The 23,500-nt window shown below is 51.9% G+C and carries 28 protein-coding genes and 1 pseudogene; 9 read left to right on the top strand and 20 right to left on the bottom strand.

Annotated features, from left to right (window positions below):
- Window positions 1-378: 378 nt before the first annotated feature.
- Together CRO05_RS10915 and CRO05_RS10920 are read left to right on the top strand one after the other, a co-directional pair.
- Entirely contained in the window at window positions 379-660 is a 282-nt protein-coding gene (locus CRO05_RS10915) for a hypothetical protein (protein ID WP_235001401.1), read from the top strand.
- On the top strand, window positions 657-1,073 hold the full coding sequence (locus CRO05_RS10920; RefSeq protein WP_097067217.1) for a conjugal transfer protein TraM: 417 nt from the start codon (window positions 657-659) through the stop codon (window positions 1,071-1,073). The genes CRO05_RS10915 and CRO05_RS10920 overlap by 4 nt, the downstream gene beginning before the upstream one ends.
- A gap of 136 nt (window positions 1,074-1,209) precedes the next feature.
- Here the strand turns inward: CRO05_RS10920 and CRO05_RS10925 are convergent, their stop codons facing one another.
- Window positions 1,210-2,343 (bottom strand): HAF repeat-containing PEP-CTERM protein, encoded by a 1,134-nt coding sequence (locus CRO05_RS10925; RefSeq protein ID WP_097067218.1) that lies wholly within the window; start codon window positions 2,341-2,343, stop codon window positions 1,210-1,212.
- 520 nt (window positions 2,344-2,863) lie between these two features.
- On the opposite strand from CRO05_RS10925, the gene CRO05_RS10930 reads away from it, so the two are divergent.
- Complete coding sequence (locus CRO05_RS10930; protein ID WP_097067219.1) at window positions 2,864-3,178, top strand: thermonuclease family protein; 315 nt, start codon at window positions 2,864-2,866, stop codon at window positions 3,176-3,178.
- Between the two features lie 15 nt (window positions 3,179-3,193).
- On the opposite strand, the gene CRO05_RS10935 is transcribed toward CRO05_RS10930, so the two are convergent.
- Complete coding sequence (locus CRO05_RS10935; protein ID WP_200814375.1) at window positions 3,194-3,547, bottom strand: hypothetical protein; 354 nt, start codon at window positions 3,545-3,547, stop codon at window positions 3,194-3,196.
- 429 nt (window positions 3,548-3,976) lie between these two features.
- Between CRO05_RS10935 and CRO05_RS10940 the strand changes: the two genes are divergently transcribed.
- The gene (locus CRO05_RS10940) at window positions 3,977-4,156 is read left to right on the top strand and encodes a hypothetical protein (protein ID WP_143860920.1); all 180 of its coding nucleotides are present in this window, start codon (window positions 3,977-3,979) and stop codon (window positions 4,154-4,156) included.
- A 211-nt stretch (window positions 4,157-4,367) separates the two neighbouring features.
- On the opposite strand, the gene CRO05_RS15890 is transcribed toward CRO05_RS10940, so the two are convergent.
- The 3 genes from CRO05_RS15890 to CRO05_RS16030 form a co-directional block, all read right to left on the bottom strand.
- Window positions 4,368-4,556: an FxDxF family PEP-CTERM protein gene (locus CRO05_RS15890; protein ID WP_235001402.1), complete on the bottom strand. Its 189-nt coding sequence runs from the start codon at window positions 4,554-4,556 to the stop codon at window positions 4,368-4,370.
- A complete protein-coding gene (locus CRO05_RS10945) occupies window positions 4,553-5,515 on the bottom strand; it encodes an HAF repeat-containing protein (RefSeq protein WP_159462728.1) in 963 nt (320 codons plus the stop codon). The genes CRO05_RS15890 and CRO05_RS10945 overlap by 4 nt, the downstream gene beginning before the upstream one ends.
- A gap of 224 nt (window positions 5,516-5,739) precedes the next feature.
- Entirely contained in the window at window positions 5,740-5,871 is a 132-nt protein-coding gene (locus CRO05_RS16030; RefSeq protein WP_255405889.1) for a hypothetical protein, read from the bottom strand.
- Between the two features lie 314 nt (window positions 5,872-6,185).
- Between CRO05_RS16030 and CRO05_RS10950 the strand changes: the two genes are divergently transcribed.
- Complete coding sequence (locus CRO05_RS10950; protein ID WP_200814376.1) at window positions 6,186-6,866, top strand: ArdC family protein; 681 nt, start codon at window positions 6,186-6,188, stop codon at window positions 6,864-6,866.
- A pseudogene (locus CRO05_RS16150) lies at window positions 6,817-7,057 on the top strand (zincin-like metallopeptidase domain-containing protein). Before CRO05_RS10950 ends, CRO05_RS16150 begins: the two are co-directional and overlap by 50 nt.
- 67 nt (window positions 7,058-7,124) lie before the next feature.
- On the opposite strand, the gene CRO05_RS10955 reads toward CRO05_RS16150, so the two are convergent.
- The gene (locus CRO05_RS10955; RefSeq protein ID WP_097067221.1) at window positions 7,125-8,261 is read right to left on the bottom strand and encodes an HAF repeat-containing PEP-CTERM protein; all 1,137 of its coding nucleotides are present in this window, start codon (window positions 8,259-8,261) and stop codon (window positions 7,125-7,127) included.
- Between the two features lie 91 nt (window positions 8,262-8,352).
- On the opposite strand from CRO05_RS10955, the gene CRO05_RS10960 reads away from it, so the two are divergent.
- The gene (locus CRO05_RS10960; RefSeq protein WP_097067222.1) at window positions 8,353-8,985 is read left to right on the top strand and encodes an SOS response-associated peptidase family protein; all 633 of its coding nucleotides are present in this window, start codon (window positions 8,353-8,355) and stop codon (window positions 8,983-8,985) included.
- Between the two features lie 259 nt (window positions 8,986-9,244).
- On the opposite strand, the gene CRO05_RS10965 is transcribed toward CRO05_RS10960, so the two are convergent.
- From CRO05_RS10965 to CRO05_RS11000, 7 genes are all read right to left on the bottom strand, one after another.
- Window positions 9,245-10,354 (bottom strand): HAF repeat-containing PEP-CTERM protein, encoded by a 1,110-nt coding sequence (locus tag CRO05_RS10965; protein WP_097067223.1) that lies wholly within the window; start codon window positions 10,352-10,354, stop codon window positions 9,245-9,247.
- A 181-nt stretch (window positions 10,355-10,535) separates the two neighbouring features.
- Window positions 10,536-11,288, bottom strand: a complete 753-nt coding sequence (gene ligD / locus CRO05_RS10970; RefSeq protein WP_097067224.1) for a non-homologous end-joining DNA ligase — start codon at window positions 11,286-11,288, stop codon at window positions 10,536-10,538.
- A gap of 339 nt (window positions 11,289-11,627) precedes the next feature.
- The gene (locus CRO05_RS10980; protein WP_097067225.1) at window positions 11,628-11,942 is read right to left on the bottom strand and encodes a hypothetical protein; all 315 of its coding nucleotides are present in this window, start codon (window positions 11,940-11,942) and stop codon (window positions 11,628-11,630) included.
- A 195-nt stretch (window positions 11,943-12,137) separates the two neighbouring features.
- Window positions 12,138-12,638, bottom strand: a complete 501-nt coding sequence (locus tag CRO05_RS10985; protein ID WP_097067226.1) for an NlpC/P60 family protein — start codon at window positions 12,636-12,638, stop codon at window positions 12,138-12,140.
- Window positions 12,639-12,828: 190 nt separating this feature from the next.
- A complete protein-coding gene (locus CRO05_RS10990; protein ID WP_097067937.1) occupies window positions 12,829-13,206 on the bottom strand; it encodes a VOC family protein in 378 nt (125 codons plus the stop codon).
- Between the two features lie 103 nt (window positions 13,207-13,309).
- The gene (astB, locus tag CRO05_RS10995) at window positions 13,310-14,656 is read right to left on the bottom strand and encodes an N-succinylarginine dihydrolase (RefSeq protein ID WP_097067227.1); all 1,347 of its coding nucleotides are present in this window, start codon (window positions 14,654-14,656) and stop codon (window positions 13,310-13,312) included.
- Between the two features lie 50 nt (window positions 14,657-14,706).
- Window positions 14,707-15,015, bottom strand: coding sequence for a hypothetical protein (locus CRO05_RS11000; RefSeq protein WP_097067228.1), 309 nt, complete (start codon window positions 15,013-15,015; stop codon window positions 14,707-14,709).
- 388 nt (window positions 15,016-15,403) lie between these two features.
- On the opposite strand from CRO05_RS11000, the gene CRO05_RS11005 reads away from it, so the two are divergent.
- Window positions 15,404-16,132 carry a hypothetical protein gene (locus CRO05_RS11005; protein WP_097067229.1) on the top strand — a complete coding sequence of 243 codons (729 nt, stop codon included), beginning with the start codon at window positions 15,404-15,406 and terminating at the stop codon, window positions 16,130-16,132.
- 216 nt (window positions 16,133-16,348) lie between these two features.
- On the opposite strand, the gene CRO05_RS11010 is transcribed toward CRO05_RS11005, so the two are convergent.
- The 4 genes from CRO05_RS11010 to CRO05_RS11035 form a co-directional block, all read right to left on the bottom strand.
- On the bottom strand, window positions 16,349-16,966 hold the full coding sequence (locus CRO05_RS11010) for a PEP-CTERM sorting domain-containing protein (protein ID WP_097067230.1): 618 nt from the start codon (window positions 16,964-16,966) through the stop codon (window positions 16,349-16,351).
- A gap of 238 nt (window positions 16,967-17,204) precedes the next feature.
- The gene (locus CRO05_RS11015) at window positions 17,205-18,989 is read right to left on the bottom strand and encodes an AarF/ABC1/UbiB kinase family protein (protein ID WP_097067231.1); all 1,785 of its coding nucleotides are present in this window, start codon (window positions 18,987-18,989) and stop codon (window positions 17,205-17,207) included.
- A gap of 296 nt (window positions 18,990-19,285) precedes the next feature.
- Window positions 19,286-19,963 (bottom strand): HNH endonuclease, encoded by a 678-nt coding sequence (locus CRO05_RS11020; protein ID WP_097067232.1) that lies wholly within the window; start codon window positions 19,961-19,963, stop codon window positions 19,286-19,288.
- A 1,554-nt stretch (window positions 19,964-21,517) separates the two neighbouring features.
- Complete coding sequence (locus CRO05_RS11035; protein ID WP_235001473.1) at window positions 21,518-22,219, bottom strand: LPD38 domain-containing protein; 702 nt, start codon at window positions 22,217-22,219, stop codon at window positions 21,518-21,520.
- On the opposite strand from CRO05_RS11035, the gene CRO05_RS16035 reads away from it, so the two are divergent.
- Window positions 22,163-22,288, top strand: a complete 126-nt coding sequence (locus tag CRO05_RS16035; RefSeq protein ID WP_255405943.1) for a hypothetical protein — start codon at window positions 22,163-22,165, stop codon at window positions 22,286-22,288. The genes CRO05_RS11035 and CRO05_RS16035 overlap by 57 nt on opposite strands.
- Here CRO05_RS16035 and CRO05_RS11040 read toward each other — a convergent pair.
- The 3 genes from CRO05_RS11040 to CRO05_RS16160 form a co-directional block, all read right to left on the bottom strand.
- Window positions 22,282-22,503, bottom strand: coding sequence for a hypothetical protein (locus CRO05_RS11040; protein ID WP_097067236.1), 222 nt, complete (start codon window positions 22,501-22,503; stop codon window positions 22,282-22,284). The two genes, CRO05_RS16035 and CRO05_RS11040, sit on opposite strands and share 7 nt — an antisense overlap.
- Before the next feature lie 94 nt (window positions 22,504-22,597).
- Window positions 22,598-22,786 carry a type II toxin-antitoxin system HicA family toxin gene (locus CRO05_RS16155; protein ID WP_097067237.1) on the bottom strand — a complete coding sequence of 63 codons (189 nt, stop codon included), beginning with the start codon at window positions 22,784-22,786 and terminating at the stop codon, window positions 22,598-22,600.
- The gene (locus tag CRO05_RS16160; protein WP_097067238.1) at window positions 22,783-23,049 is read right to left on the bottom strand and encodes a DUF1902 domain-containing protein; all 267 of its coding nucleotides are present in this window, start codon (window positions 23,047-23,049) and stop codon (window positions 22,783-22,785) included. Before CRO05_RS16160 ends, CRO05_RS16155 begins: the two co-directional genes overlap by 4 nt.
- Window positions 23,050-23,500 lie beyond the last annotated feature (451 nt).

The following is a 23,500-nucleotide window of genomic DNA, read 5'->3' on the forward strand; positions in this document are numbered from 1 at the left end:
ATGGAGAGGCCGGGCAGATCGGGCATGAGCGACACGCATAACCCGAATTCAAGCAGTTAATGTTTAAAACTTGACGCCATTCCTCGACTTCCCGGCGGGCGTTTGTAATAACGGTGCGTCGGGAATTTCCGGACTGACGCAGTCAACTACCGTAGCCTGGGTTCTATCTTCCCAATTCCGATAGATGACGGCTTCGAAGATCAGGCAGAATTTCAGGCGGAATGGAAACCTCTGAAAGTCCGGAGTCTGTCGCACTAGCTCCAGAGAAGGTTATTCAGAAATTCTTTATACTCTTTATACTTCCTGTCCGAATAATATCATCCCACGATATTTTTTGATTACTTGTCGCTATTAGAGCACTGCGAGACGTCCGCTTTTGTGTCTGCGTTTGAGCAACGACGCAGGACTTCACTTACCTTGGGAGCATTGCGGAATGTGGTGCCAGACGTGCTTTACAAGGAGCGGGTGTCCGCCATTGTTCAGATACCGGCACTCAAAGAGCAAACGTATGGCCGCGATCTGAGCGATATGCTGCAAAAACGGATGACATTCGATGAAGCGCTGGCCATGGAATCACTCACCATCATGACGCGCCAGCGGCTGAAGATAGTACGCGATAAACTCTACAGTGAGCTTGACGAGGCCGAAGTGTTGCTATGACAACAGATCTTGAGGGCATCGATGAGATCATCAAAGAGGTTGCGGTCAAGCACAACATCATGCTTAGCCGCGATGATCCCATACTGATGCTATACACGATCAACAAACAGCTCATGACTACGAGCAAGCAGGCCCAGGAAGGCATGCTCCAGGAGTTCCGCAAAGAGCTGGAAACCATCGCGCAGCGGTGGGGAAATGAAGCCAGCAATCAGGCGAACAAGACCCTCAACAGCACCGTGGCCTCGATGCGAGATATGATCACTACCACGATTAGGGAGGAAACCGATGCGGCAATGGACCGGTTAGCAGCGGGGGGTCAAAGATGGCAGCGTCTAAATAACCTTAACCTGCTCGCGTCGGTTCTGACGCTTGCCGCCGCCGCCATTGTACTTTGGGTGGCGGCGGGGAATTAATCTGTATCAGTTCGGATTTGATTGGACAAACAATGTCTGATTCGAACTGCTGCCAAGTGCCGGGAAGCGGCCCTCAGGCGCGAAAAACGAATACGCCACAAGGGGCGCGTCTGTCCCTTTGTGGCTCAAACTCTGCTTAAGCAGTCTGGCGGCGGCGCACGATAAAGCCTAGCAGGCCCAGACCGGCCAACAGCATGGCATAGGTTTCGGGTTCGGGGATAAGGCCCGTGACTGCGACTTGCCCCAGGTTATTGATTCCTCGGGCACCCGTTAGAACAACTCCATCTGGCAGACTCACCAACGAGTTTAAGTCGGTCATGCCCACGCCATTGGGGCCGGTGATAAAAGCGTACTGATCACCTGTGGCCGTGGTGGACCACCCCACCACCTGCCCGGCGTCATTGATGCCATAGGCCTGACTGAAATCTCCCCCCAGTGTGCCGAGGTCGGTCATGCCCACGCCATTGGGGCCGGTGATAAAAGCGTGCTGATCACCTGTGGCCGTGTAGGAGATCCCCACCACCTGCCCGGCGTCGTTGATGCCAAAGGCTAAACTGGGATCTCCCCCCAGTGTGCCGAGATCGGTCATGCCCACGCCATTGGGGCCGGTGATAAAAGCATGGTTATCTGGACCCGTGCCGGAGGACCCCACGACCTGCCCGGCGTCGTTGATGCCAATGGCGAAACTGAAACCTCCACCCAGTGTGCCGAGATCGGTCATGCCCACGCCATTGGGGCCGGTGATAAAAGCGTGCCGAGCACCTGTGGCCGTGTCGGAGTACCCCACCACCTGCCCGGCGTCGTTGATGCCAGTGGCGAAACTGAAATCTCGCCCCAGTGTGCCGAGATCGGTCATGCCCACGCCATTGGGGCCGGTGATAAAAGCGTGCTGAGCAAAATCCGTGGTGGACGACCCCACCACCTGCCCGGCGTCGTTGATGCCAGTGGCTTCACTGTTACCGCCAGCTACTCCAACTCCATCTAGCGTCCCGAGATCGGTCATGCCAACGCCATTGGGGCCGGTGATAAAGGCATGGAAATAACCTCCGGCCGTGAGGTACGCCCCCACCACCTGCCCGGCGTCGTTGATGCCAATGGCGAAACTGGAACCTCCACCCAGCGACCCGAGATCGGTCAGTCCTTTGCCATTGGAGTCCACGATGAATGCATGGTGCTGTTGTGCGGAGACAGGGGAAACAAAACCAAGCCCGGTACTCAGGGCTGCGGTCAGAATCAAGCCATGGATTGTAGAGCTATGGGTAATTTTCATGATTTCTCTCCGTTGACAGAGGGTTTTTAAAGATTCGGGGCTTTTGCTGATTTTTCAAAAGCGCGCCGACAGGGCGGTCCCCTGGGTCAAAGATAACTGCCCGGCCCCCCAGCCACCATTTCTCACAACTTAGTTTAGATCAAATTAGGGAAAAACATATGAACCGAACGGCCTATCCAGCGGAAGGCATCTACTCCTGGTTTCACAAACACTGAGCAGTAGCGACGACGGACTGTTTTGTATCGAAAGCAGCAGCTTGAATCTGACAACCAGGGTCGGATCAAATCTCAACTACTACAATTAATCAGCCTAGCGTTTTATTCCGCGGCTGAGCTTTTCAGAAGCTGTAACTGCTATTGCCCTATCGTCCTCATACGATATGCTTTTCATCGCTCCGTAGGGGGTGCGACGTCGAAAGCGTCAAGTGCATGCCGGATCACTCGCTTGCCGTCCCTGTCTTGCTGATACACGTAGTCTTTATCGGTGTGCAATATGACTCCGATGGAGGTTTTGGCCTTGTCTGAGAAAACAGGCGTTCGGCACTGTGTCAAAACAGCATCTGGCAGAGCTGGCCTTTGGCCGGGACGTGACAGTGCAGTGGGATAAGCGCGACCGCTATCAGCGTATCCTGGGAAAAGTGCTGGTGGACAGGGTGGATGCAAACCTTGAGCAGATCAGGGCAGGGCTGGCGTGGCATTACAAGCACTATGCCAGGGATCAGCAGCCGACCGACCGTATTCTATATGCCGAGGCGGAAGAAGCCGCGAGTCATAGCGGGGTTGGGCTGTGGCGCGATCCGGCGCTTATCCCTCCCTGGGATTTTCGGCGCAAGTGAAGGGTTAAATGTGTCCTACCACTCGCAGATAAAGTGCGCGAGATCGCTTCTGCTGGAGCCAGGAACAAGTTCAAACCATTCGGTTGGCCTTATCTTTATGTTTTGTGCTGTACCTTCGCCGTAGCCAATCTCGCGCATCTGGCGAGTCTTGCAGTTTGTCTCGGTTCTCGTGAAGCCCACTGATTCAAGGCCGATTCGTTTATGCAGGACCCGAACAATATTCCCCGACTTCTTTGATTCCAGCAGATAGTACTTTCCCTTATCGCCCTGCACGCTTCGAGGTATCGGTGTTTCGCTTTGCGCATATGCAATGGATGCTGCAAAAATACTGACAAGCGCCGCCATCAATACAAATAGCAGTCTTTTCATGAGGAGCAATTGGAGCACATGGGTCTATTCATGGCTTCAATTCTAAGGTCTATAGCTGAACAAGCAATTGGACTTAAGTACGATGCTGCCTGAGGTGAGTAACCGGAGAACATGTGATTGTGTCCGCGGCCCTTGAATTGCTTTTTGAGGATTGATTCCGATTCCCCGTTTTGCTTGCACCTGGTAGCGGAACAGTGCGACCGTCTGTTGCCAGATACGGATCAAGGGGGAGGGATTGATATTGCCGTGTGGATGCGGGAGGGGGGAAAATTGCGCCTGTCGGGGAAGTACCGGCGGGTTTCTAAAATCCCATAGATGATGAAACCTTGGAAAGTGCATTAAGCTAACTGAAAGTATAATAATCGATACATTTGGCGAGAATAGGTATGGATGCCTCCGGTGGACCTCAAAACGATGACTGACGACGCCATGGCTCGACTTCTTCGGCTGGGGATGGATAATGATGGCACAGCTTTCGTAAGCTCGATGATGCTGTTGATACTCATAATTGGAGTGATACATGCGGTCTTCTTCACCGAAGACGGTTTGATGATGTGGCCAGTGGTGGTGGTCCTTATGAGTCTCGGTGGATATCTCTTGTTGACCTGATTCCCTTCCATTAGCTCTTTGGCAAACCCGCCTCCATGCTGTCCGCGGGGCGGGCTCTATGTGCTTCGCACACCGGGCCGTTAGTCCCGGCCATCCGGTTACGATCCCTTTTGCAAACCTCCTCATAAAGATTTCGCGTCCCAGGCTGTGAAAAAACAGGACGCGAGTCATGACCCGAAAGCGCTAGTAGCGCTTGAACTTTTGATTGACGCTAAATTCGGACTTCTGCCTTCTTCCGCCGCGCCGTGAACCCAACCAACGCCAACCCAGCAAGCAGCATGGCATAGGTTTCAGGCTCCGGGACCGCGATAGCGATGACCTGCCCCGCATTGTTAATTCCGTAAGCCGCGCTAAGGGAAAGCCCCTGCGGGAGATCCACCAGCGAATTGAGATCGATCATGCCCATCCCATCCCATCCGGACCGGTGATAAAGGCTTGGGAGCCGCCCTCAAACGTGTCAGATAACCCTACCACCCGACCGGCATCGTTGATGTCATAAGCAAAGCTAAACCCCCCGCCTAACGTGCCCAGGTCCCTCATCTCCATTCCATCTGGCCCAGTAATGAAAGCATGGGTAGTAGAGCCTATACCAGTCTCAGACGATCCCACCACCTGTCCGGCATCGTTGATGCCATGAGCAAAACTAACTTCCCCGCCTAACGTGCCCAGGTCCCTCATCTCCATTCCATCTGGCCCAGTAATGAAGGCATGTGAATCCCTTTCCCCTTCACCCGTGGTAGACCATCCCACCACCTGCCCGGCATCGTTGATGTCATAAGCATCGCTAACCCCCCCGCCCAAATGACCAAGGTCCCTCATCCCCCTCCCATCAAGGCCGGTGATGAAGGCATGTGGAGGTGTTTCAGTCGTGGTAGACCATCCCACCACCTGCCCCACATCGTTGATGCCACGAGCACTGCTGTCACCCCCGTGACCGGCGAGCGTGCCAAGATCTCTCATCCCCACTCCATCTGGGCCAGTAATGAAAGCATGGAAAGGTCTACCACCCGTGGTAGACCATCCCACCACCTGACCCGCATCATTTACGTCAAGCGCATGGCTCTCATGTCCCCCTAAAGTGCCAAGATCCCTCACCCCCATTCCGTCAGGGCCGGTGATGAAAGCATGGTCAGTGCCTTCAGCCGTTTCAAACCCTCCTACCACCTGCCCGGCATCGTTGATGCCATAAGTTTCACTGATACCCCTGCCTAACCCGAGGTCAGTTACTGTCCTGGTGTTAAGATCAACAAGGTATGGACGTCCTTCTTGTGCGGTAGCATGGGTAACGAGGCCGAAACCGCTAATCAGGGCCGCGGCAAGGATCAGGCCGCGGACTTTGAAGCAAAGGCTGAGTGTCATGGTATCCCCCGGCAAAGTAGCGTTCAGCATCTATTGTTTAAAATTAGGTGATGGAACTCAAGCTGTCAAAGACAAATTCCATATCTGTAGTCCTTTTCGCATATCAGGCTTTGAAAAAGCTTTTGCAGTTATTACACTGACGCGACACCAATATCCAGGTGTACACATGCTGCTCAACACCTTGCGGCCATTCTTCTCATAACCAGCATTCTTTCCAAATCCCTTCAAGCTTTCCTGTCGCCGAGAATGTGTAAGGCGAGTTTTTTCACAGCCTGGTCCGCGAAAATTTCCCCTGTATCTCGCTTCCTGCTGTCACAGGCCACGCCAGCCGCTACGCGGTGCGCTTTGCCTGTCATGGCCTCTGATCCTCAAGCGTTGCTTGCGGCCGCAGCTCACTTGAATGCCATCCCTGACGGCCCAGGCCCTGCTCATCCCCACATTGAATCTCCCCACAAGCGCCCCCAATCTCTGCGAGGGGGACTTGTGGGGGGATAAACATTTCATGCGGGGCCAGATACATCGGCCCTGCATTTGCCCGTCATCCAACCCCGCCCATTCCCAACCCTTGCCCGTGAGGGCAAGGGCTATCCCCACTCCCGTCGCCCCCAGGGCGAGGCGAGGAGAGTCCGAGCGAGAGGATCAGTTTTTAACCCAACCGCGAGGAGAAACCATGAATTCCGCCGCTTCAAAGAAAAAGGATTTATATGCCCAAGTCACGGATTCGATCATTGCCACCATGGAAGCAGGCATGACAAGCCGGATAGCGTGGACTCGAACAGGTCACGGCGTACCCTGCAACCATAAGACTGGCATAGCCTATCAGGGCGTGAATGTGCTTTTGCTCTGGGCTGATGCAATGAAAAACGGCTATGCAAGCGACAGATGGCTGACCTACAAACAAGCCGCGGAAATGGGTGGCCAAGTCCGCAAGGGCGAAAAGAGCGTGGAGTGCATCTTTTTTGGGACAGTCGAGCGCGAGTCGAAGAAAAAGGACGAGGGCAACGAGACGACTGAAACAGTGCGCGTCATTCGTCCCTTCCGGCTGTTCAATCTTGACCAGATAGACGGCATCGAGGCGCCACAGGCAGATGCGAAGCTCGACGAATTCCAGCAGATAGAGGCTGCGGAAAATGTTCTGACGCAATCTGGCGCGGTTATTCGGGAAGAGGGCGACAAGGCGTTTTATCGCCCTTCGACCGACCAAATCCACATGCCGGAGCGCAAATGTTTTTCATCTGAGATAGAGTTCTACAGCGTGGCCCTGCATGAGTTAACGCATTGGGACTGGCGCAAGTCACCGGCTGGCACGGGATTTTTCCGGGCGCTTCGGGACGGAAGCTTATGCTTTTGAGGAATTGATTGCCGAGCTGGGAAGTGCTTTTCTAAACGCGGACTTGGGCTTTTCCGCAGCACGCAGGTTACATCGAAGCATGGTTGAGAGTGCTAAAGAACGACAAGCGGGCCATATTCACCGCCGCAAGTCAGGCGAGCAAGGCGCACCATTACATCATGGGCCTAGTAGAAGGGAAGCGAGAGCAATAGGCGGCCCAACGTGAAATGTCGTTTATTAAGATAAGGCCACGAGCCGGCCTTATCTTAAGGGCAGACCTCAAATATCAGCACTCATGGCCTTCTTGCGCCACCCGATGAACCCGATCAAACCCAACCCAGCGAGCATCAAGGCATAGGTTTTGGGTTCGGGAACAGCTAAAACTCCTAAAGCAATGACTTGTCCATTGTTATTGATGTGTCTGGCATCAACTAGAACCATCCTCGTCCACTCCCACAGGTCAACTAGCGAATTAAGGTCTGTCATGCCTTCCCCATTCGGGCCGGTGATAAACGCTCTACTGTGACCTGATGGGAGGTAGGCTGCTCCCACAACCTGCCCGGCATCATTGATGCCAAGAGCCCGGGAGCCGTCGTAATTATCAACTAAGCTGTCCAGATTCCTCATCCCCATACCATCAGGACCGGTGATGAAAGCGTGTCCCTCTCCAGAGGCCGTAGAAGACTCTCCCACCACCTGCCCGGCATCGTTGATGCCCCAGGCGTAGCTATAATCTCCGCCTAAGGTGCCAAGGTCTCTCATCCCCATGCCATCAGCGCCGGTGATGAAGGCATGTTGATACCCTTCAGCAGTGATAGAAGTACCCGCTACCTGCCCGGCATTGTTAATACCCTCAATAGCGCCGTGAACGCCCAACGTGCCAAGGCTTCTCATCCCCATGCCATCAGGGCCGGTGATGAAGGCATGTTGATACCCTTCAGCAGTGGTAGAAATACCCGCTATCTGCCCCACATCGTTGATGCCAGCAGCCCTGATCCAACGACCACCTAACGTGCCAACGCTTCTCATCTCCATGCCATCAGGGCCGGTGATGAAGGCATATTGATACCCTTCAGCAGTGGTAGAAGTACCCGCTATCTGCCCCACATCGTTGATGCCAGCAGCCCCGCTCCAATGACCACCTAACGTGCCAAGGCTTCTCATCCCCATGCCATCAGGGCCGGTGATGAAAGCATGGTCAGTGCCTTCAGCCGTTTCAAACTCTCCTACCACCTGCCCCGCATCGTTGATGTCCTCCGGGAAGATGAAATAATCAAGGGAGGTTGCTGTCCTGCTGTTGAGGTCGATGAAAAAGAAGTCAACTTGGGCACTGGCATTAGTACCGAGACCTAGGAAGCTAATCAGGAATGTGCTCAGAATGAGGTTGCGGACTTTGAAGCAATGGCTGAGTGTCATGGTATCCTCCAGCAAGAGTGGGTTTAGCAATCCATTGCTTCAAAGTAGGTGATGGAATTCAGGCTGTCAAAGCTGACCTCTATTTCTATTTATGTGCGGACGATTTGAGCAATCTGGGACTCGTAAGCATTACGCGCGTGCGTTAGGCGCAGACATGAGCAATGATCTGGACTGGACCGGTGGCGACCATATTGCTATGTATAACATCGCGCCTGGCCTGTGCCCCTGGATGATAATGCTACACGATCGTAGACTGGATTTTATCGGCCATACCTGGGGCTATCGGACTCCCGAAGAAGCTGCTGCAAAGAAAAAACCGTGGATAAACGCTCGGATCGAGAAGGCTTTAACCGGGCGCTACTTCCGGCACATGTTTCGCGAAGGGCGAGTAATTATTCCCGGAGGTGGATGGTTCGAATGGACGCTTGAAAACGGCCAAAAACAGCCTCGGTATATAAAACGGAAGGATGTCGAGCCGATTTTCATGGCAGGGATAACGAACTTCAAGCCATATATTCAGCAAAACGTTGAAGTCGGATTTGTGATCGTCACGGAGGACAGCGGCGGCGGCATGGTCGATATTCACGATCGAAGGCCCGTGGTGCTAGCACCGGAGGATGCGTGGCGCTGGCTGGATGTAGATACACCAGTTGAGGAAGCGGCGCATATAGCGCAATCACGTTCTTTGCCTAGCGACGCCTTCACTTGGGTGGAGGGTGGATAGAGCCGTGAACCGGGCCGATCCTTCTAACAACAGCAGGGAATTGTTAAAACCCATAGCGAGCGAGTCCTACATAGATCATCAGGATGAATAGACGGATCTATTGGAAATCCCAAAATGGCAAAACCCAACGAAAAAAGCTACCGGTAATAGGTAGGTCCTATCAGCAAATGTGGAATTGAGCGAGAGCAACAGGCGGCCTGAAGTGAAATGTCGTTTATTAAGATAAGGCCATGAGTCGGCCTCATCTTAATGGCAGACCTCAAACATCAGTACTAATGGTCTTCTTGCGTCGCCCCATAAACCCGATCAGGGCCAGGCCCGCAAGAAGGAGCGCAGGGATCTCCGGCTCCGGGACTGCGATAACGAGGGCCTGCCCGGCGTTATTAATGTCCGTTGCGTTACTTAGGAAAACCCCGTCCGGCAGATCAACCAGTGAATTGAGGTCCATCATGCCTTCCCCATCGGGACCGGTGATGAAGGCATGGCTCTCTCCTGTTGCCGTGTCAGAATGGCCCACCACCTGCCCAGCATCGTTGATGCCCAAGGCCCAACTGTCATCCCCGCCTAAAGTGCCAAGGTCCCTCATGCCCAACCCATCAGGGCCGGTGATGAAAGCATGGCTCTCTCCTGTTGCCGTGTCAGAATAGCCCACCACCTGCCCGGCATCGTTGATGCCGAAAGCGCCGCTGTCATCGCCGCCTAACGTGCCAGGGTCCCTCATGCCCATTGCATCAGGACCAGTGATAAATGCACGGTGCCCGCCTTCCGCTGTATAAGACCTTCCCACCACCTGCCCCGCGTCGTTGATGTCCCCCCTATCACCAAAAATGCCAAGGTCCCTCATACCCATCCCATTGGGACCGGTGACAAACATGTGCTGACCCCCCGTTGAAATTTGCGAAATTCCCATCACCTGGCCAGCATCGTTGATGGCGTGAGCCATGCTGAATTCCCCCCCTAAAGTACCAAGGTCCCTCATGCCCATCCCATCGGGACCGGTGATGAACGCATGGTAGTGAAAGCCTCCAGCCGGACTAGAGCCCCCTACCACTTGCCCGGCATCGTTGATGCCGAGAGCATAAGCTAAAGCGTCAAGTTCCCTTATGCCTTCCCCATCGGGGCCAGTGATGAAAGCATGGGTGTCCCCTCCATCCGTGAGAGATATTAGCACCACCTGCCCCAGATTGTTTATGTCATAAGCCACGTTGTAATCACCGCCTAGAGCATCAAAGGGAGTTATGGTCCTGATGTTGAGGTCCACGAGATATGGACGAAATTGGGCATTTGCATGATTAACTGGGCCAAGACTAGTAACCAAGGCTGCGGCGAGGATAAAGCTGCGGACTTTGAAGCAATGGTTAAGTATCATCGTATCTCCTTTGGCAAAGGTTCGTTTAGCATCCATTGCTTCAAATTAGGTGATGGAACTCAAGCTGTCAAAGACAAATTTCTATTTATGTGCGGACGATTCGAGCAACCCCCGAAGACGTCATGCATTCTGACGTGAAATGCGGTTATTAGGATTACGGTCAGACCTTAAAGATCAGGACTTACGGCCTGAACCCCAACGTTCTCATGGCCGGCACTATCGACTGCCTTGATGCTTCATAGTCTGACCAGGGAGTATTTCCTTTCTCCAGCCGGTCTTGAACGTTGGAGGCGTTCCAGCGAGCTGCACTTGTCAGGCCGGGCAGCTCTTCCCATGCCAGCGGCACAGATACCCCCAGGCCAGGGCGAGCACGAGCTGACCAGGCGCATATGGTCGTGGCGCCAAAGCCGTTGCGCAGGTAATCGATAAAGATTTTTCCCCTCCGGTTGCTCGGTCCGCTCTTCGCGACAAAACGTTGGGGTATCGTCTTGGCCAGGTGCACGACGATAGCCTGGGAGAAGTCCTTTACCGTATCCCAGTCCCGCAATCTCTTGAGCGGAACAACGACATGCAAACCCTTTCCTCCGCTGGTCTTGAGGAAGGACTTCAACCCCAATTCATTGAGAAACACGCGCACGAGCTGCGCTGCTTGCTGCATATGCTCCCATTCAAGCCCTTCTCCTGGATCGAGGTCGAACGTCATTCTGTCGGGTTTGCCGATAGCGTTTTTGGTGGCGTTCCAGGTGTGAAATTCGATCACGTTCATTTGTGCCGCTGACAGGATTCCCTCAGTCGTTGAGATTTCCAGATACGGCGGATGATCAGGATGCAGCGCCGGATCGATCTGAATAACACCCGGCATCTTGGCGTTTTCCAGATGCTTCTGAAAAAACAAGTTTTTGTCTCTTTCGTAGCTGTTTATTTCCAGATGCATGCGGCAGCTGGCTGCGAATTCTGCTCCTCGATCACATTCCTACTACTCTCGACCATGTCGTGGAACTGTATATTCATATTTCACTTAAGGAGAAAACAAGCTAGGGGAAAGGTAGGATTTTCTTGCTCCATTTACAGTTGATAACGTCCTTTATCATTCATAAACGGGAATTGAAAAAAGATGATCTAGTGCAACCCCTGCACTCGAGCACGGGGCCGACAATGGCCGGTGGAGGAGTGGCTGGGGCATGCGAATATTGCCACGACCCGGATTTACGATCATCGCAAGACCCGGCCGGAGGATAGTCCAACGTTTAAGATTTTTTATTGACATTCCCAATTAGCTTTTTCGCCTTCCGAGATCGATGAGAATTTTATCTACCACGTTGTTAAATATCCTAACTTTTTCCTCATCCCATATCTTATTTATTATTTTAATTTCACTAAACAAAGAATCATTGGGCTCTTTCTTTTTAATTTTGTTTTTTAAATTTTCGATATTGCCGTTAAGTAAATAATCAAAATCGCTCAACGATCCTTTGAACTCATCTCTTTTACCTATAATGACTCGTGCATTCTCATTGGCATTCTCAGCTCCTTCAAGGCACTTATTCAGGGCAAGTATGCAATTTCCTCTATAGAATCTCTGGAACAAAAACCCGATTCAGAATTTAAACAAAAATCTGTAGCAGAGGATTTGGCCGGTGTTGGCGCCGATAAGGATAAAGAGCTACTCGACCAAGCGAAATCCCGATCGGTACATCAAGTCCCTTCGTAATTAGAGAAAAAAGAAAAGGCTCGGGTTTGCCCAGCACAACCCGACTATGGATATTTCAGAAGAGGTAAAACATCACATATCGAGCCGCTTGGCCTTCCAATAGGCGGACTTCCAGTAGCTTTCATTCAATCCGGAAATGGTAACGCCTTGTCTGGTTGAGGCATGGAGAAATCTGCCATCCTCCAGATATACGCCTACATGCCTCCCCGTCATGCCGGTCTTGAAAAAAACCAGATCGCCTGCCCGTAACTGATCTTTCGCTATGGTCTCGCCCAGCTGCGCCTGGAACTCGGTCGATCGCGGCAGTACCATGCCGAGCCTGGTTTTGAATGTGACGTGAACAAAACCGGAACAATCAATACCATTTCTGCTTAATCCGCCCATCCGGTATTTCGTATTTTTCCATTGGTTATATTGCTGATACAGGGTTTCCTTCACGAGCTCGGTATTATCCAGGTCCACCTTTGCGCCAGGCAGATACACGATCTTTGGCGCACCCCTTTCCGGCACGCTGCTGCAGCCAATGAGCGCCGTGATCGTGAACACGGCCGCAATCCATCGGCTATTTTTCATGAGCTTGCCGTTGGAATAAATTGTTTTCCTGAAACATAACAATTATCCAGATATCATATGAAAGCATAAATCGTCACGGTTGTGGCTACCCAATACATCGGCAATTGGCCTAGTCGTTCACACTATCACGATCCCATCTATGCTTTTGCAAGATGCCACCGGGTAAAGCTTCCCCATCTACTTATGCCCGTTATGGCATTTTATAATCCACGGTCAGCATTTCCAGAAGGTGCCCGCTGGGATCGCGAAAATAGACGCCTCGCCCGCCGTCGTTATGGTTGATGCTCATGTTATCAGGGTTGAAGGGACCGCTGCCGTATTTGATATTTTCCACTTTCAGCCGCTCGAATACCTCGTCGAATTCCTGTTCCGTTACTTTGAATGCATAGTGAAGGGAGTCGAATTTTTCTCTGTTATCGAAATCAAGAGAAAGCGTATCGTTTACCTTTACCACCGTGAAATGGGAAAACTCGCCGACGTACTCGAAACCGAATATTCTGGAATAGAATTTTGCGGATTCAACCTTGTCATGGGAAGGCACAATAGTGTGATTAAGTGTAATTGCCATAAATTCCTCTCCGGATGAACCATTCATTGTTGAACTGCGTCAGTTGGGCGAAAAAACAGCCCCTAACCTTCCGTAAAGTACAACTCCAGGTTACGACATCAGATTATTGCTTCTGAAAGTCATATACGGACCCCATCGCCAGTATGTTCGTGAGCTCCTCCAGTGCAGCGCGGCTCTCCCGCAGGAGTAACGGATCGGCCAAATCCGATGGCGAGATACGTTCACGATAATGTTTCTCAATCCACCCTTTAAGCGCATTGTAGAGATCCTGATCGAGAATAACCCTGCTACCCTCTCTTACTGATTGGAATTCCGGTTCGGTAAGTACGACGCGCAACCGCAGGCAAGCCGGTCCGCCGCCGTTTTTCATGCTTTGGCGCAGATTCACGTATTCCACCGAGGTAATGGGATTGGCCGTGTCCTGAATGATGCGTTCAAGAAAGGCCCTTGCCAAGTCCGATTCCTGACATTCGGAAGGCGCCAGGATCATCATTCCCCCATAGGAAAGACTGATTAACTGACTGTTAAACAAATAAGTGCTTACTGCCTCGGCAAGGGCGATATCCGATTCCCCGGCCCTTATGAAATGAATCGGATAATCGCAACTCCTTGTTATTCTTTCTTCCATCTCCCGCCAATCGCGGAATGCCGCCTCGTGATAGAGCAGCACGTTGCAATTCGCCACCGCAAGCACGTCATTGTGAAATGCGCCGGCATCAATGGCAGCCGGATTTTGTTGTACGAAAAGCGTTTTTCCCTGTCTGATCCGGTGGAGTCTGGAAATCGCCTCACTCGCTTCCAGCGATTGGCGCGCGGGAAACTTCAGCGGTTTCGCATCGTTGGCTACATTCGCGGAACGACCGAATACGAAAATCTCCAAACCGGTTTCGCCATGATCTGAACATAAGCGCATATGATTGGCTGCCCCCTCATCGGCAAAATACAGATTCGGCGGCAGAGGATCATGGTGTTCGAAGTATCGCTCATCGCAGAAAACCCGCTTCAAAATCGCGGCGGTGGCGGGCGGCTCGATGCTTCGATGAACTTGCGAGGGTAGATTGGCAGGGGTAATGTGCACCTTGCCGTTCTCTGTATCCGCGCCCGGTGAAACCGTAGCAGCATTTGCGACCCACATGCTGGAGGCCGAGCAGCATGCCCGAAGCAGCCCAGGCGCGGCCTTGGCGCACTGACCGATGACGGAAGCATCATTACCGGAAAATCCCAGCTTCCTGAGTATGCCAACCGCCGGGCGGTCCTGCGGTGGCAATACGCCTTGTCTGATGCCCAGATCGAAAAGATGCTTCATTTTCGCCAAGCCCTGAAGCGCCGCTTCCCGAGGGTTGGAGTCAGTCAGTGCATTTTCCGCCGCGGCGATGTTTCCCACCGCTAATCCGCTGTAGTTATGGGTCGGTCCGACCAACCCATCGAAGTTGATTTCGTGTGCATTCATGTATGCGTGCAAGCAACTCGCTTAATTACCTTTCCCATAATTCAGTGATTTTAGCTCTGCGGAAGAGACTGTTCATGACCTGCAATTTTCCGGGGTAATGGAATCGCATTGGCGGCAGCATTTTCGAGCCGCCGGGCCTTTTTCTCCAGAACCCCAATCACCAGTTTCTGGATGCGCTTGTGAGGAAGCGCTTCGCCTGCCGCCCATCGGGAAACCGTTGACGGAGCAAATTCGAATTCATCCGCGATAGCCCGTTGAGAGACGCCTGCAATGTCGCCGTGCTCGACAAGCCATGAGAATTCCGCTGAATCGCCATTCCATTCCGCGCAAATCTGCCGATACTGCTCTATGGTAACCATTACTCAACTTCCTCCAGTTGTGATATCTCTACAAGCAATATTATTTGCATAATGGAATTATTTATAGTCGAGTTTATTCAGTGTGTCAACTCGTTATATCAATAACTGGAATTGATTATTCATTAAGTCACCGAATCGCTCGCTGTATCGTGGATTGATTTTCGGCAAGCCGTCCCTATATAGCGCTATCCATCTACGACGAACAAACCTCTTCGCATCAGATGGAGCGACCGTGGGGGGACAAATACGTGCGGGACAGATACAAATGGCAGGTGGCCGTGGGTGGTGCCAGAGATATGCAGCAAGCATTCAAATCAGATGCAAAAAAACAGAGATGGAACTTAACACCGTAAAACAGTCTGAACAGGAGCGAGATAGGAGGGAGAACATGCTGACGATAACCCGTGCAACTGTCCGAGCGGCTGGCCTTGCCGATGTGGAGCGCATTTTGGCTGAATACAGCGAAGCAATCCGGAATTTGCCGCTGGAAGAATCAGCGAATCTCCTATCGCGGCCTTATGACCAGTTCAAGGCAGCCGTCGAGAATGGGCTCTTTTTTATTGTCGAAAACGCTGTCGGGAATTTCATGGCCGGTGCAGGCGCTTTTGATCTCGCAGACCCGACCGAGAAAGAACTGGGGATGTGTTATGTCAAGAAAGAGTGGCGCGGCTATGGATTGCAAACGCTCCTTCTGCAAATAAGGATTTGCGCCGCGACGCTCGGCCAGGTTCCCGATAAAAGCGAGAATAACAGCGCGAACAAAAGCTATGCAACATTGATTACCGGCGTAAAACCGGCCAATGAATACTCGGCTATAAATACGGTGAACCTTGGATTCAAGCCCTTCGCCACCCCCTCGCCCGCGATCTTCGCCGCTTGCGTATCCTGTCGAACTCCTCCTGCTTCAGATTCCGGGCGGAAGTGTTGCTGTGATTTTTTCTATCTTTCCGATACCAAGCGTGCGGAAGCAATAGAGAAAAGCTTGCAGATGGAGTCCTGGAGCAGGACGAGGAATGACAATCAACTCATTGTCGAGTTAAAAATCCGTCATTTGCTGGACCCGGACTTTCGAAAGGCGCTGCAAGATATCGCGCGTGAGCTTAAAGGCCCTGAATAGATCTTCCACAAAAGGCCATCGCACACACGCGCCGCAAAATCTGCGTTGATCGCAAGTTTTCACAAGGGGTACAAGGTTAACAGACAGGCGCGCGTGGCGTAGCCTGCTTACCCAAGGAAAAGTTTGCCAAGGTAAGCAAGCAACGCGGCGCCGGTTTTCCTGAACCCGAGGGACTGCTACGCCCCCGTCGCCACGGCGCCGCGATTTGTCAAAACATCACGCCTTTTTACGGCGCCTGATTACGACACTTACCAACCCAAGGCCCGCTAACATCATCGCATAAGCCTCAGGTTCCGGGACCGCGGCTGCAATGGTGGTAGTGTTGGTCAAGGAAAAACTCAGGTCATTGAAAACACTGGAATTCCCCACTGTATCGTGCAAATCTTCGAAGCTGATCAGGGTTGTATTCGGAAGCCAATTCTGCTCAACCCTTGCATGAAATTGCCCATCCGGGTTGCTTGAGGCGGGCCCGGTAAAAAAATCATGGCCGGTATTGGTGACATGTAAACGAAACATCAGATCCGTTCCGCTGGCGAAAGGCCCCAGGCTTTTAGTTTCGCCCACCGAAGAAGCAAGACTATTAAATAGCAGCAGGTCGTTGGACAGATCTCCATCATTACCCGCTTGTCCCGATGCGTTCAGCATGAGATAGAGATCATTACTATAGACGGTGCCATCGGAATTTCCCTGGTAGGTCGCCACTACTGGATCAGTTGCACTTGCAAAAATCGGCAAACCTTCTGTTCCCGGTGCAGCGACTGGGGCTGCGTATGCAGAAACCGATGCTATGGAACTCAAAACCCCCGCTATCAACAAGTTAATTTTTTTTGTCATTGGATATCCTTAGGTAAGAGAAATCAGCAAAATGAGGCGAATGAAAATTACATTGACAGGTCCTCTGGCTCAGCCCGCACTACCACGTTACTACTACACCGCTACAAATCAAATTCGAGGGTAAATCATATCGTATATTCTCGCAATAAAAATGTGCAGACTCAATGGAATCATCACAGGGACCGGCTCAGCCGTTCAGGATGACCAACTCCACGAAACGGGGCCCGGGAAGCCCTGTTCAAGGCTTTTTTTGCCGATCAGCTTTATTGCTGCGCGAAATGGAAAGCATCAGCCATACCCCTCCGACCGTTGCGCATAAATAGCCGATCAGCCCGAACAACGGCAGTCCCAACAAAGTGGGTCCACCCGACACGGTCATGATAATGGATGAGCCGACGATAATGGCCGCGACGACAATGCCAATCACCAGCCGATTGGCCGCGCCACCCAGTTGATCGCCCAAATATTTGAGTTGCGCAAGTTCAATGTGAAGATCCAGCTTGCCTTGCCGCGCAGCTCGCACCAATTTGGAAAGGTCGCGAGGCAAGTCCGCAACCAGACTCGTCAGATCAGACGCGACTCGCAAGCCTCGTTTGGTAACAACGGACGGCGCATAATGGGCGCGCAGAGCATCGCCCAGCAGGGGCAGCGCCTCCCCGGCAATATCAAGATTTGGATCGAGCTCCCGCCCCATGCCTTCGAGCGAAATAAAGGCTTTGAAGAAGAGCGCAAGATCGGAGGGCAAATGAAGCCGATGTCCGCGCAGGATGCCCACAAGATCGGCGAGCATGTCGCCAAGCTTGATTTGTTTTAGCGGTACGCCTACATACTGATCGACGAACGTCTGGATTTCCGCCGTCAGCCTCCTTTCGTTTACTTCCGCATCGCCAGTCCAGCCGAGTAGCACATCTGTTACACGCGGGGCTTCCTGCTCCACGAGCCCCAATAAAAGCAGGATCAACTGGTGGCGCCGATCCTCGGTAAGTCTCCCGACCATTCCAAAATCGATAAAAGCGATGCGGTTGTCGGAGAGATAAAATACGTTTCCGGGATGGGGATCAGCGTGGAAGAATCCATCGATAGTGATCATCTTAATGACTGCGGCCACGCCGCGGCGGGCAAGAACCTTGCGATCAAGGCCAGCCCGATCAACAGCAACAAGGTCACGACCGGGGATACCATCGATATATTCCTGCACACACACACGCTCGGATGTCCATCGCCAATAGACTTTGGGAATAATAATGACCGAAGACGCGAAAGACTGGCCAGTCGCAAGTGCTTCAGTGGCATGATCATGAGACTGATGGGGCGATCGAGGTGAAAAAGCCGAATCTGAATACGCCTCAAAATTGGCGGCGATCCGTTCCGCGTTCCGGCACTCGGCTCCAAAATCAAGCTCGCGTCGCAATGACTGCGTAAACTGCCCGACCACTTCCTGCCAGTGAAAATGGCTCAATTCGGAGTTTCCCGTTTCAAGGACTTCCGCCAGCTTTGAAAGCCAACGCAGGTCAGCTTCGACGACTGTTCGAACGCCCGGCCGCCGCACCTTGACCACGACCTCACTGCCATCTTCGAGGCGCGCTCGGTGCACTTGGGCTATGGAACCCGCCGCCAGGGGCTCGGGATCGAACGCGGTAAATACCTCTTCGGGCGGAGCACCGAGGTCTTCGGTAAGCTGCCGATGGATCTCGGGATAAGGAGAAGGCGGCGTGCTGTCCTGGAGCTTGCTGAATTCGACAATCCACTCGGGATCGAAGAGATCGACTCGCGTGGCGAGTATCTGGCCCAGCTTGACGAAAGTGGGTCCCATTTCCTCCAGCGCTCGCCGGACTCGGGCATGCGTTTCGAGCTGAGCCAATTCTCCCGGCTCACTCCAGTGCAATGCACGGCCAGCCGTCTCCAGCACATTGGCAAGCCCCATTCGGCGTACCATGTCACCAAAACCGTGACGGATCAGGATCGAGGCAATCTCGTGCAGACGTCCGAGATCGCGTGCTGCCGTCAGTGCTTGCCAGAGCATCAATTGTCCTTCGAATCTGTTAGCTTCATGAACACTAAGACTTTTATGCAGTTTTCAGCATGATGCGTGAATGAATGCAACCATCAGTTGGCTTATTCCCCTGCATCATCCCTTTCAACCACCTTTGCTCCGAAATTGCGCCTGGTGTTCCCTCTGATTAGTATCGTTGATAAGGATCTTGACGGCTTCGCTACGCTTTAGTGAGCGTTTCGCTACGCTTTTAGCTGTCCTTCACAAGCCGCTTTCCTCTATATGGAATTCAGCAGATGGTCGAGTGAAACACAATCTCATTTTGGCTAATCTCGAATCAACCTCGCAACATTATCGTATAACCAGGCTGACAATGCCTGAGCATTGATACCGTAATGTATTTCGCGATGACAATTGGGACAAAGTGCAACCGCATTGGACACCGTGTCCGGTCCACCTTCCGCCAATTGCCGAACATAATGCAGTTCCAGATAAGGGAGGCCGTCAGCGCCATTAAACGGCGCGGGTTTCTCGCAGCATTCACAAATTCCCGCTGCTTGTTGTAAAACCCAGGCTTCAACTGCCGCCTCCCGCTGAAATTGAGTAATCATTACACGCCTGAATTTCGGGCTGGGATTGCCGTTTGGCTTGGAAAGGTTCTTTTGCCGCGCTTCCTCTCGAACAGCGATCCCGAAGGCAGTCGGCGTCACCACCTTTTGGCCCTCGAGTTTCGCAAGTAATTTTTCGATCTGCTCCGCCACGTCAGCATCAACGTTTTTTGCCGGTCTAACACCTGTCAGCCAGCTGCGCCCCATAAGCGAGAGCACGTAGGAAATGTTTTGCATCCGGCGCTCGAATGCCTTTTCGCTTCGGCCGAACCTCTGCGCCAGCTTGTTGTAGTACTGCTTCTTTACGATGAGCTGACCAGCGCGCTCGTTGCGCTGCATCTCGACATAAGCTTCAACCGAAGCTTTCAGTTCCTTGTTATTCCAGTCGTCATTCATGCGGTAATGCTGCCAACATAATAGCCTGTCAAGCAATTCTAACTTCGGCGGGCTATGCGGGGTTGCGCCGTCGTAAATATACCCGACCACGTCGATACCTCTAAGTTCTACGACTATAACGTTAATACCGTAGAAGTTTCGAATTCTCCAGCATCCGCAAAGTCGAATCCACCAAAGTCAACCGGCCAGCCAAAGATATCATGCTCTTACACCGCTCCCGTGCCTTTACGTGGGAGAAAGCCGCTACGCATCCCTCGTCCTTGATTTCCTTACTTTTCGGGACGATTTCAGCCGCAAGATTTTCAGTTGTTCATTTGAAATGGGCTTCCAGCTTCTCGCATTCACTAATATAACCCTCAAACCTCTCTTGGAACGCGTGGTCGGTGCGCCATCGCACAGAATCGTTCAGCTTCTCATTCCTAAAATTGCTTTGGAGCTACTCCAATTTTTATCCCGCATCAAGTAAAAAAATAGAGATCAGTTCCAACAAGAGGAAGGAAATTTCTTACCGCCCATCACTTTCTTTTTACTTCGATTGGAGTTATCTATGAAACATTATTCGACTTTTAGCATCGCGGCCAGATCGATAGCAGTGCTTGCCTTTACTGTTGGCTTCACCGTCGGTTCAGTCGGAGCCGTTCACGCACAGGAAAGTATGCCTGATCCGTATACTTCAAGCTCAGACTCGCCTGCAAAATCTGGCAAGTCGAAACAGGCGCCTTGCGGCGGGCCTAGTGTCATAAAATGCCCTGTCGGCATGTCGTGTGTTGATGATCCTGCGGACAAGTGCGATCCCACCAAGGAGGGCTTAAACTGTCCCGGGAAATGCGTGGCAGGGTCCGGGGAGAGTAAAGTCAAGCAACCCTGCGGCGGACCCACCAGAATCTCGTGTATCGGCGGCATGGTATGCGTAGACGATCCCGCCGATAACTGCGATCCCACCAAGGATGGACTTGATTGCAAAGGTCTATGCGTGACTCGCCCATAACAATTTCCATCATTGGCGCTGTTTGACCGTTGCTAGAACGCTGGGTGCCCGTGAGGCAGAAGGGAGGAGTCTGCTGTGATTGGTCCCTTCCGGCTTCCTGGCCGCCACAAGGTCCCTTGATCCGATTATTTGGGAATGCAGAACTGCTACGGAATGCGATACAAGACTGACAGGCTGACGCATTTCAATCCCGCCACTCATCCGATCAAATTTTAAACCGGATGAAAGTGGAGATTTCGTGGCAACCCCAAGGGGATTCGACCAAATCCCCTGTGTCAAAAAGAGAAGATTTGTCACGATTCCGCGCCTAAAATCCCGTGCTATAGTGGCGTGATGGCCCTGCTCATCCTCTTCTTTATCGCCTTCCTCGCCCTGGTAGCGATCGCCCCGCACCAGTTCATGCAAATACTTTTAGCGTTCACATGGCTTCGCATGGGGCTATCAGTCATCTACACGCTTTTATCTGGCCTCTTCTCTTAATTCCTTCACCCGAACATTAAACCCCGTCATGAGCTTCGTGATGCGTTCCTCGACGGGCCTTTACCTGTTCCCGCGGAGCATCTTTCTCAATCAAGTTCCGATTTCATCTTCCGTTGTTTCGATACCAACCGTTGAATCAACTTAGCACGCTCTACCAATCTATACTCCGGATTCTCCACTTTAAATTCATCTATCGGCAAACGGTCTTTCCGGCGCCCCTTTAATTCCGATTCTATTTCATTGATGCGTTTCAGGTTCGAATAAAACGCATTGCCCTGACTGGATGAATTCTCGGAGTCACCGAAAAACCGCCCGAGAAGCGGGATCTTGTGGGGCGGCAAATCTTCCCCGGTAAGCACAGCAGAAACCGATTGCTGCGCCTTCCCTGATTCGCGCCCCACTCCACCGGTTACCTGCCCGGCAAGATAATCGATCTGATCTGCAGTTGGACTGAATACACCCGGCACATACTTATTCCCGCCGGAGATGGTATTGATCGCTTCCGCTATCCATTTCGCAGGACCGCTCGCCGTGTCTTTGTTGCGAGAGAAGCCGGGAGTCGGAGATAGCTTATTGAAATCCTCCTTGGCTATCGGCTTGCCGGTCCAGTCCCTGTTTTCCGATAAGGCAACGAGAGGATCAATCGCGGTAGGCGCTATTGTCTGAATTGAGAAACCAGCGCTGCCGATCGGATTGAATGCTTCAGCGAATACCGCGGCGAGTCGCATAGTATGATCGGCTGGCTTCTTGAATCCGCCCATGGCGAACTCGGTGCTGATGCGGCCGATATTCGGGATAGCGTGAAAGCCCAGTGGCAACGGGACAGTTATTTACCGCTGTGGGATTGGCGTCAATGATTCCTTGGCCAGCACGCTTTAGTGCGTTGTCTCGATCTACTCCGGGAATGAAAGTCTGCGGCAACTTGGCCGGCACCTTTAATGCCTGCTCCGGCTGCGCGTTTTGCGGAGGCGATGAAGCCACCTTCCTCTTTGGGTTTGTCTAACTCCCCGTTGAACTCGACATAACCCGGCAGATCATCATCCAACTCGCCATCAAATTCAGTAAATGCCATTTGCTTCCTTTAAAATGAAAAAACCGCCCGGAGGCGGTTGGTTGTGGTTCTCATTCGGGCAATAAAAAACCCGCCGAAGCGGGTTTTTATGTGGTTAAAAGTGATGCTTAATCCTAGTTGTTTTCATAATTCCATTTGCAGTAAATCTTGATTTGCAATTAAACGGTACGGTTACTTCAATCGAACCATTTGACCAGATTTCATGAGATCCCTTGCCCTGTCGATCATAGTAAAAGCCATGTTTTTTGAGTTGTTCTATAACGCTCGAATAAAATCCGTTCATGCAAGGGACAGTCGTACATCCTTTACGGGCTTATGCATGCGAGAATTATTTCGTATTTGAGCTTCAATCAAGTCATCAACAGCAAAAGACACTTCCTTCATCAACTCATCGATAGTGTCCGCTTCACAAACCAGTCCTCTAAGATCATCGCTGGTTGCGATAAAGACACCTACCTCTCCATCCCGTATAACATTAACGCGCAAAGTAAGAGGTACGCCAACCCCCCCGAGTACTCTCCAAAATGGGTAGCCAACTCTATACATGATTACCCTCCAAATAAATAAATTTATTACCTATGCTTCGGAAACAGCAATGGCGCTCAAGGCGCCTTAGTTGAATCTTTAACTCAGCTACCGCATGTGTTGTTGTTATTCTTATATGATCGTTAGCTTACATTTATGATGGACGAGTTCCGTCCTCAATCAATTTTCACCAAAACCTGTCTGTCTCAAGAGAGCTAGGTAAGCGACTGTTTTTACTTTAACTCAGCGCTAGCTACCCCTCTTGACTTTTAAACTTTACTTACAGGTAAAGTATAAGCTAGAACATGTAAAACTGCTAGTACCACAAGTGCTTATACCTGGCAAGCGGCTAACACAGCTTAGCATAGCCATTAACTTACTGTATTACCCACCCCTCCCATACTGTTTAGCATAGCTATTGGCTATTTCATTTGATCGACGCTCTGATCTACTCTGAAATGAAACGCCTGCC

This window comes from Nitrosovibrio sp. Nv4, from assembly GCF_900215485.1.
Classification (GTDB): domain Bacteria; phylum Pseudomonadota; class Gammaproteobacteria; order Burkholderiales; family Nitrosomonadaceae; genus Nitrosospira.

What these genes read in the sequence shown, in the direction of transcription:
- CRO05_RS10920 (WP_097067217.1), top strand. Translation starts at nt 657, where the DNA reads ATGACAACAGATCTTGAGGGCATCGATGAGATCATCAAAGAGGTTGCG.
- CRO05_RS10925 (WP_097067218.1), bottom strand. Translation starts at nt 2,343, where the DNA reads ATGAAAATTACCCATAGCTCTACAATCCATGGCTTGATTCTGACCGCA.
- CRO05_RS10935 (WP_200814375.1), bottom strand. Translation starts at nt 3,547, where the DNA reads ATGAAAAGACTGCTATTTGTATTGATGGCGGCGCTTGTCAGTATTTTT.
- CRO05_RS10940 (WP_143860920.1), top strand. Translation starts at nt 3,977, where the DNA reads ATGGCTCGACTTCTTCGGCTGGGGATGGATAATGATGGCACAGCTTTC.
- CRO05_RS15890 (WP_235001402.1), bottom strand. Translation starts at nt 4,556, where the DNA reads ATGATCGATCTCAATTCGCTGGTGGATCTCCCGCAGGGGCTTTCCCTT.
- CRO05_RS10945 (WP_159462728.1), bottom strand. Translation starts at nt 5,515, where the DNA reads ATGACACTCAGCCTTTGCTTCAAAGTCCGCGGCCTGATCCTTGCCGCG.
- CRO05_RS16030 (WP_255405889.1), bottom strand. Translation starts at nt 5,871, where the DNA reads ATGACAGGCAAAGCGCACCGCGTAGCGGCTGGCGTGGCCTGTGACAGC.
- CRO05_RS10950 (WP_200814376.1), top strand. Translation starts at nt 6,186, where the DNA reads ATGAATTCCGCCGCTTCAAAGAAAAAGGATTTATATGCCCAAGTCACG.
- CRO05_RS10955 (WP_097067221.1), bottom strand. Translation starts at nt 8,261, where the DNA reads ATGACACTCAGCCATTGCTTCAAAGTCCGCAACCTCATTCTGAGCACA.
- CRO05_RS10960 (WP_097067222.1), top strand. Translation starts at nt 8,353, where the DNA reads ATGTGCGGACGATTTGAGCAATCTGGGACTCGTAAGCATTACGCGCGT.
- CRO05_RS10965 (WP_097067223.1), bottom strand. Translation starts at nt 10,354, where the DNA reads ATGATACTTAACCATTGCTTCAAAGTCCGCAGCTTTATCCTCGCCGCA.
- ligD (WP_097067224.1), bottom strand. Translation starts at nt 11,288, where the DNA reads ATGCATCTGGAAATAAACAGCTACGAAAGAGACAAAAACTTGTTTTTT.
- CRO05_RS10985 (WP_097067226.1), bottom strand. Translation starts at nt 12,638, where the DNA reads ATGAAAAATAGCCGATGGATTGCGGCCGTGTTCACGATCACGGCGCTC.
- CRO05_RS10990 (WP_097067937.1), bottom strand. Translation starts at nt 13,206, where the DNA reads ATGGCAATTACACTTAATCACACTATTGTGCCTTCCCATGACAAGGTT.
- astB (WP_097067227.1), bottom strand. Translation starts at nt 14,656, where the DNA reads ATGAATGCACACGAAATCAACTTCGATGGGTTGGTCGGACCGACCCAT.
- CRO05_RS11000 (WP_097067228.1), bottom strand. Translation starts at nt 15,015, where the DNA reads ATGGTTACCATAGAGCAGTATCGGCAGATTTGCGCGGAATGGAATGGC.
- CRO05_RS11005 (WP_097067229.1), top strand. Translation starts at nt 15,404, where the DNA reads ATGCTGACGATAACCCGTGCAACTGTCCGAGCGGCTGGCCTTGCCGAT.
- CRO05_RS11010 (WP_097067230.1), bottom strand. Translation starts at nt 16,966, where the DNA reads ATGACAAAAAAAATTAACTTGTTGATAGCGGGGGTTTTGAGTTCCATA.
- CRO05_RS11015 (WP_097067231.1), bottom strand. Translation starts at nt 18,989, where the DNA reads ATGCTCTGGCAAGCACTGACGGCAGCACGCGATCTCGGACGTCTGCAC.
- CRO05_RS11020 (WP_097067232.1), bottom strand. Translation starts at nt 19,963, where the DNA reads ATGAATGACGACTGGAATAACAAGGAACTGAAAGCTTCGGTTGAAGCT.
- CRO05_RS16035 (WP_255405943.1), top strand. Translation starts at nt 22,163, where the DNA reads ATGATCGGCTGGCTTCTTGAATCCGCCCATGGCGAACTCGGTGCTGAT.
- CRO05_RS11040 (WP_097067236.1), bottom strand. Translation starts at nt 22,503, where the DNA reads ATGGCATTTACTGAATTTGATGGCGAGTTGGATGATGATCTGCCGGGT.
- CRO05_RS16155 (WP_097067237.1), bottom strand. Translation starts at nt 22,786, where the DNA reads ATGAACGGATTTTATTCGAGCGTTATAGAACAACTCAAAAAACATGGC.
- CRO05_RS16160 (WP_097067238.1), bottom strand. Translation starts at nt 23,049, where the DNA reads ATGTATAGAGTTGGCTACCCATTTTGGAGAGTACTCGGGGGGGTTGGC.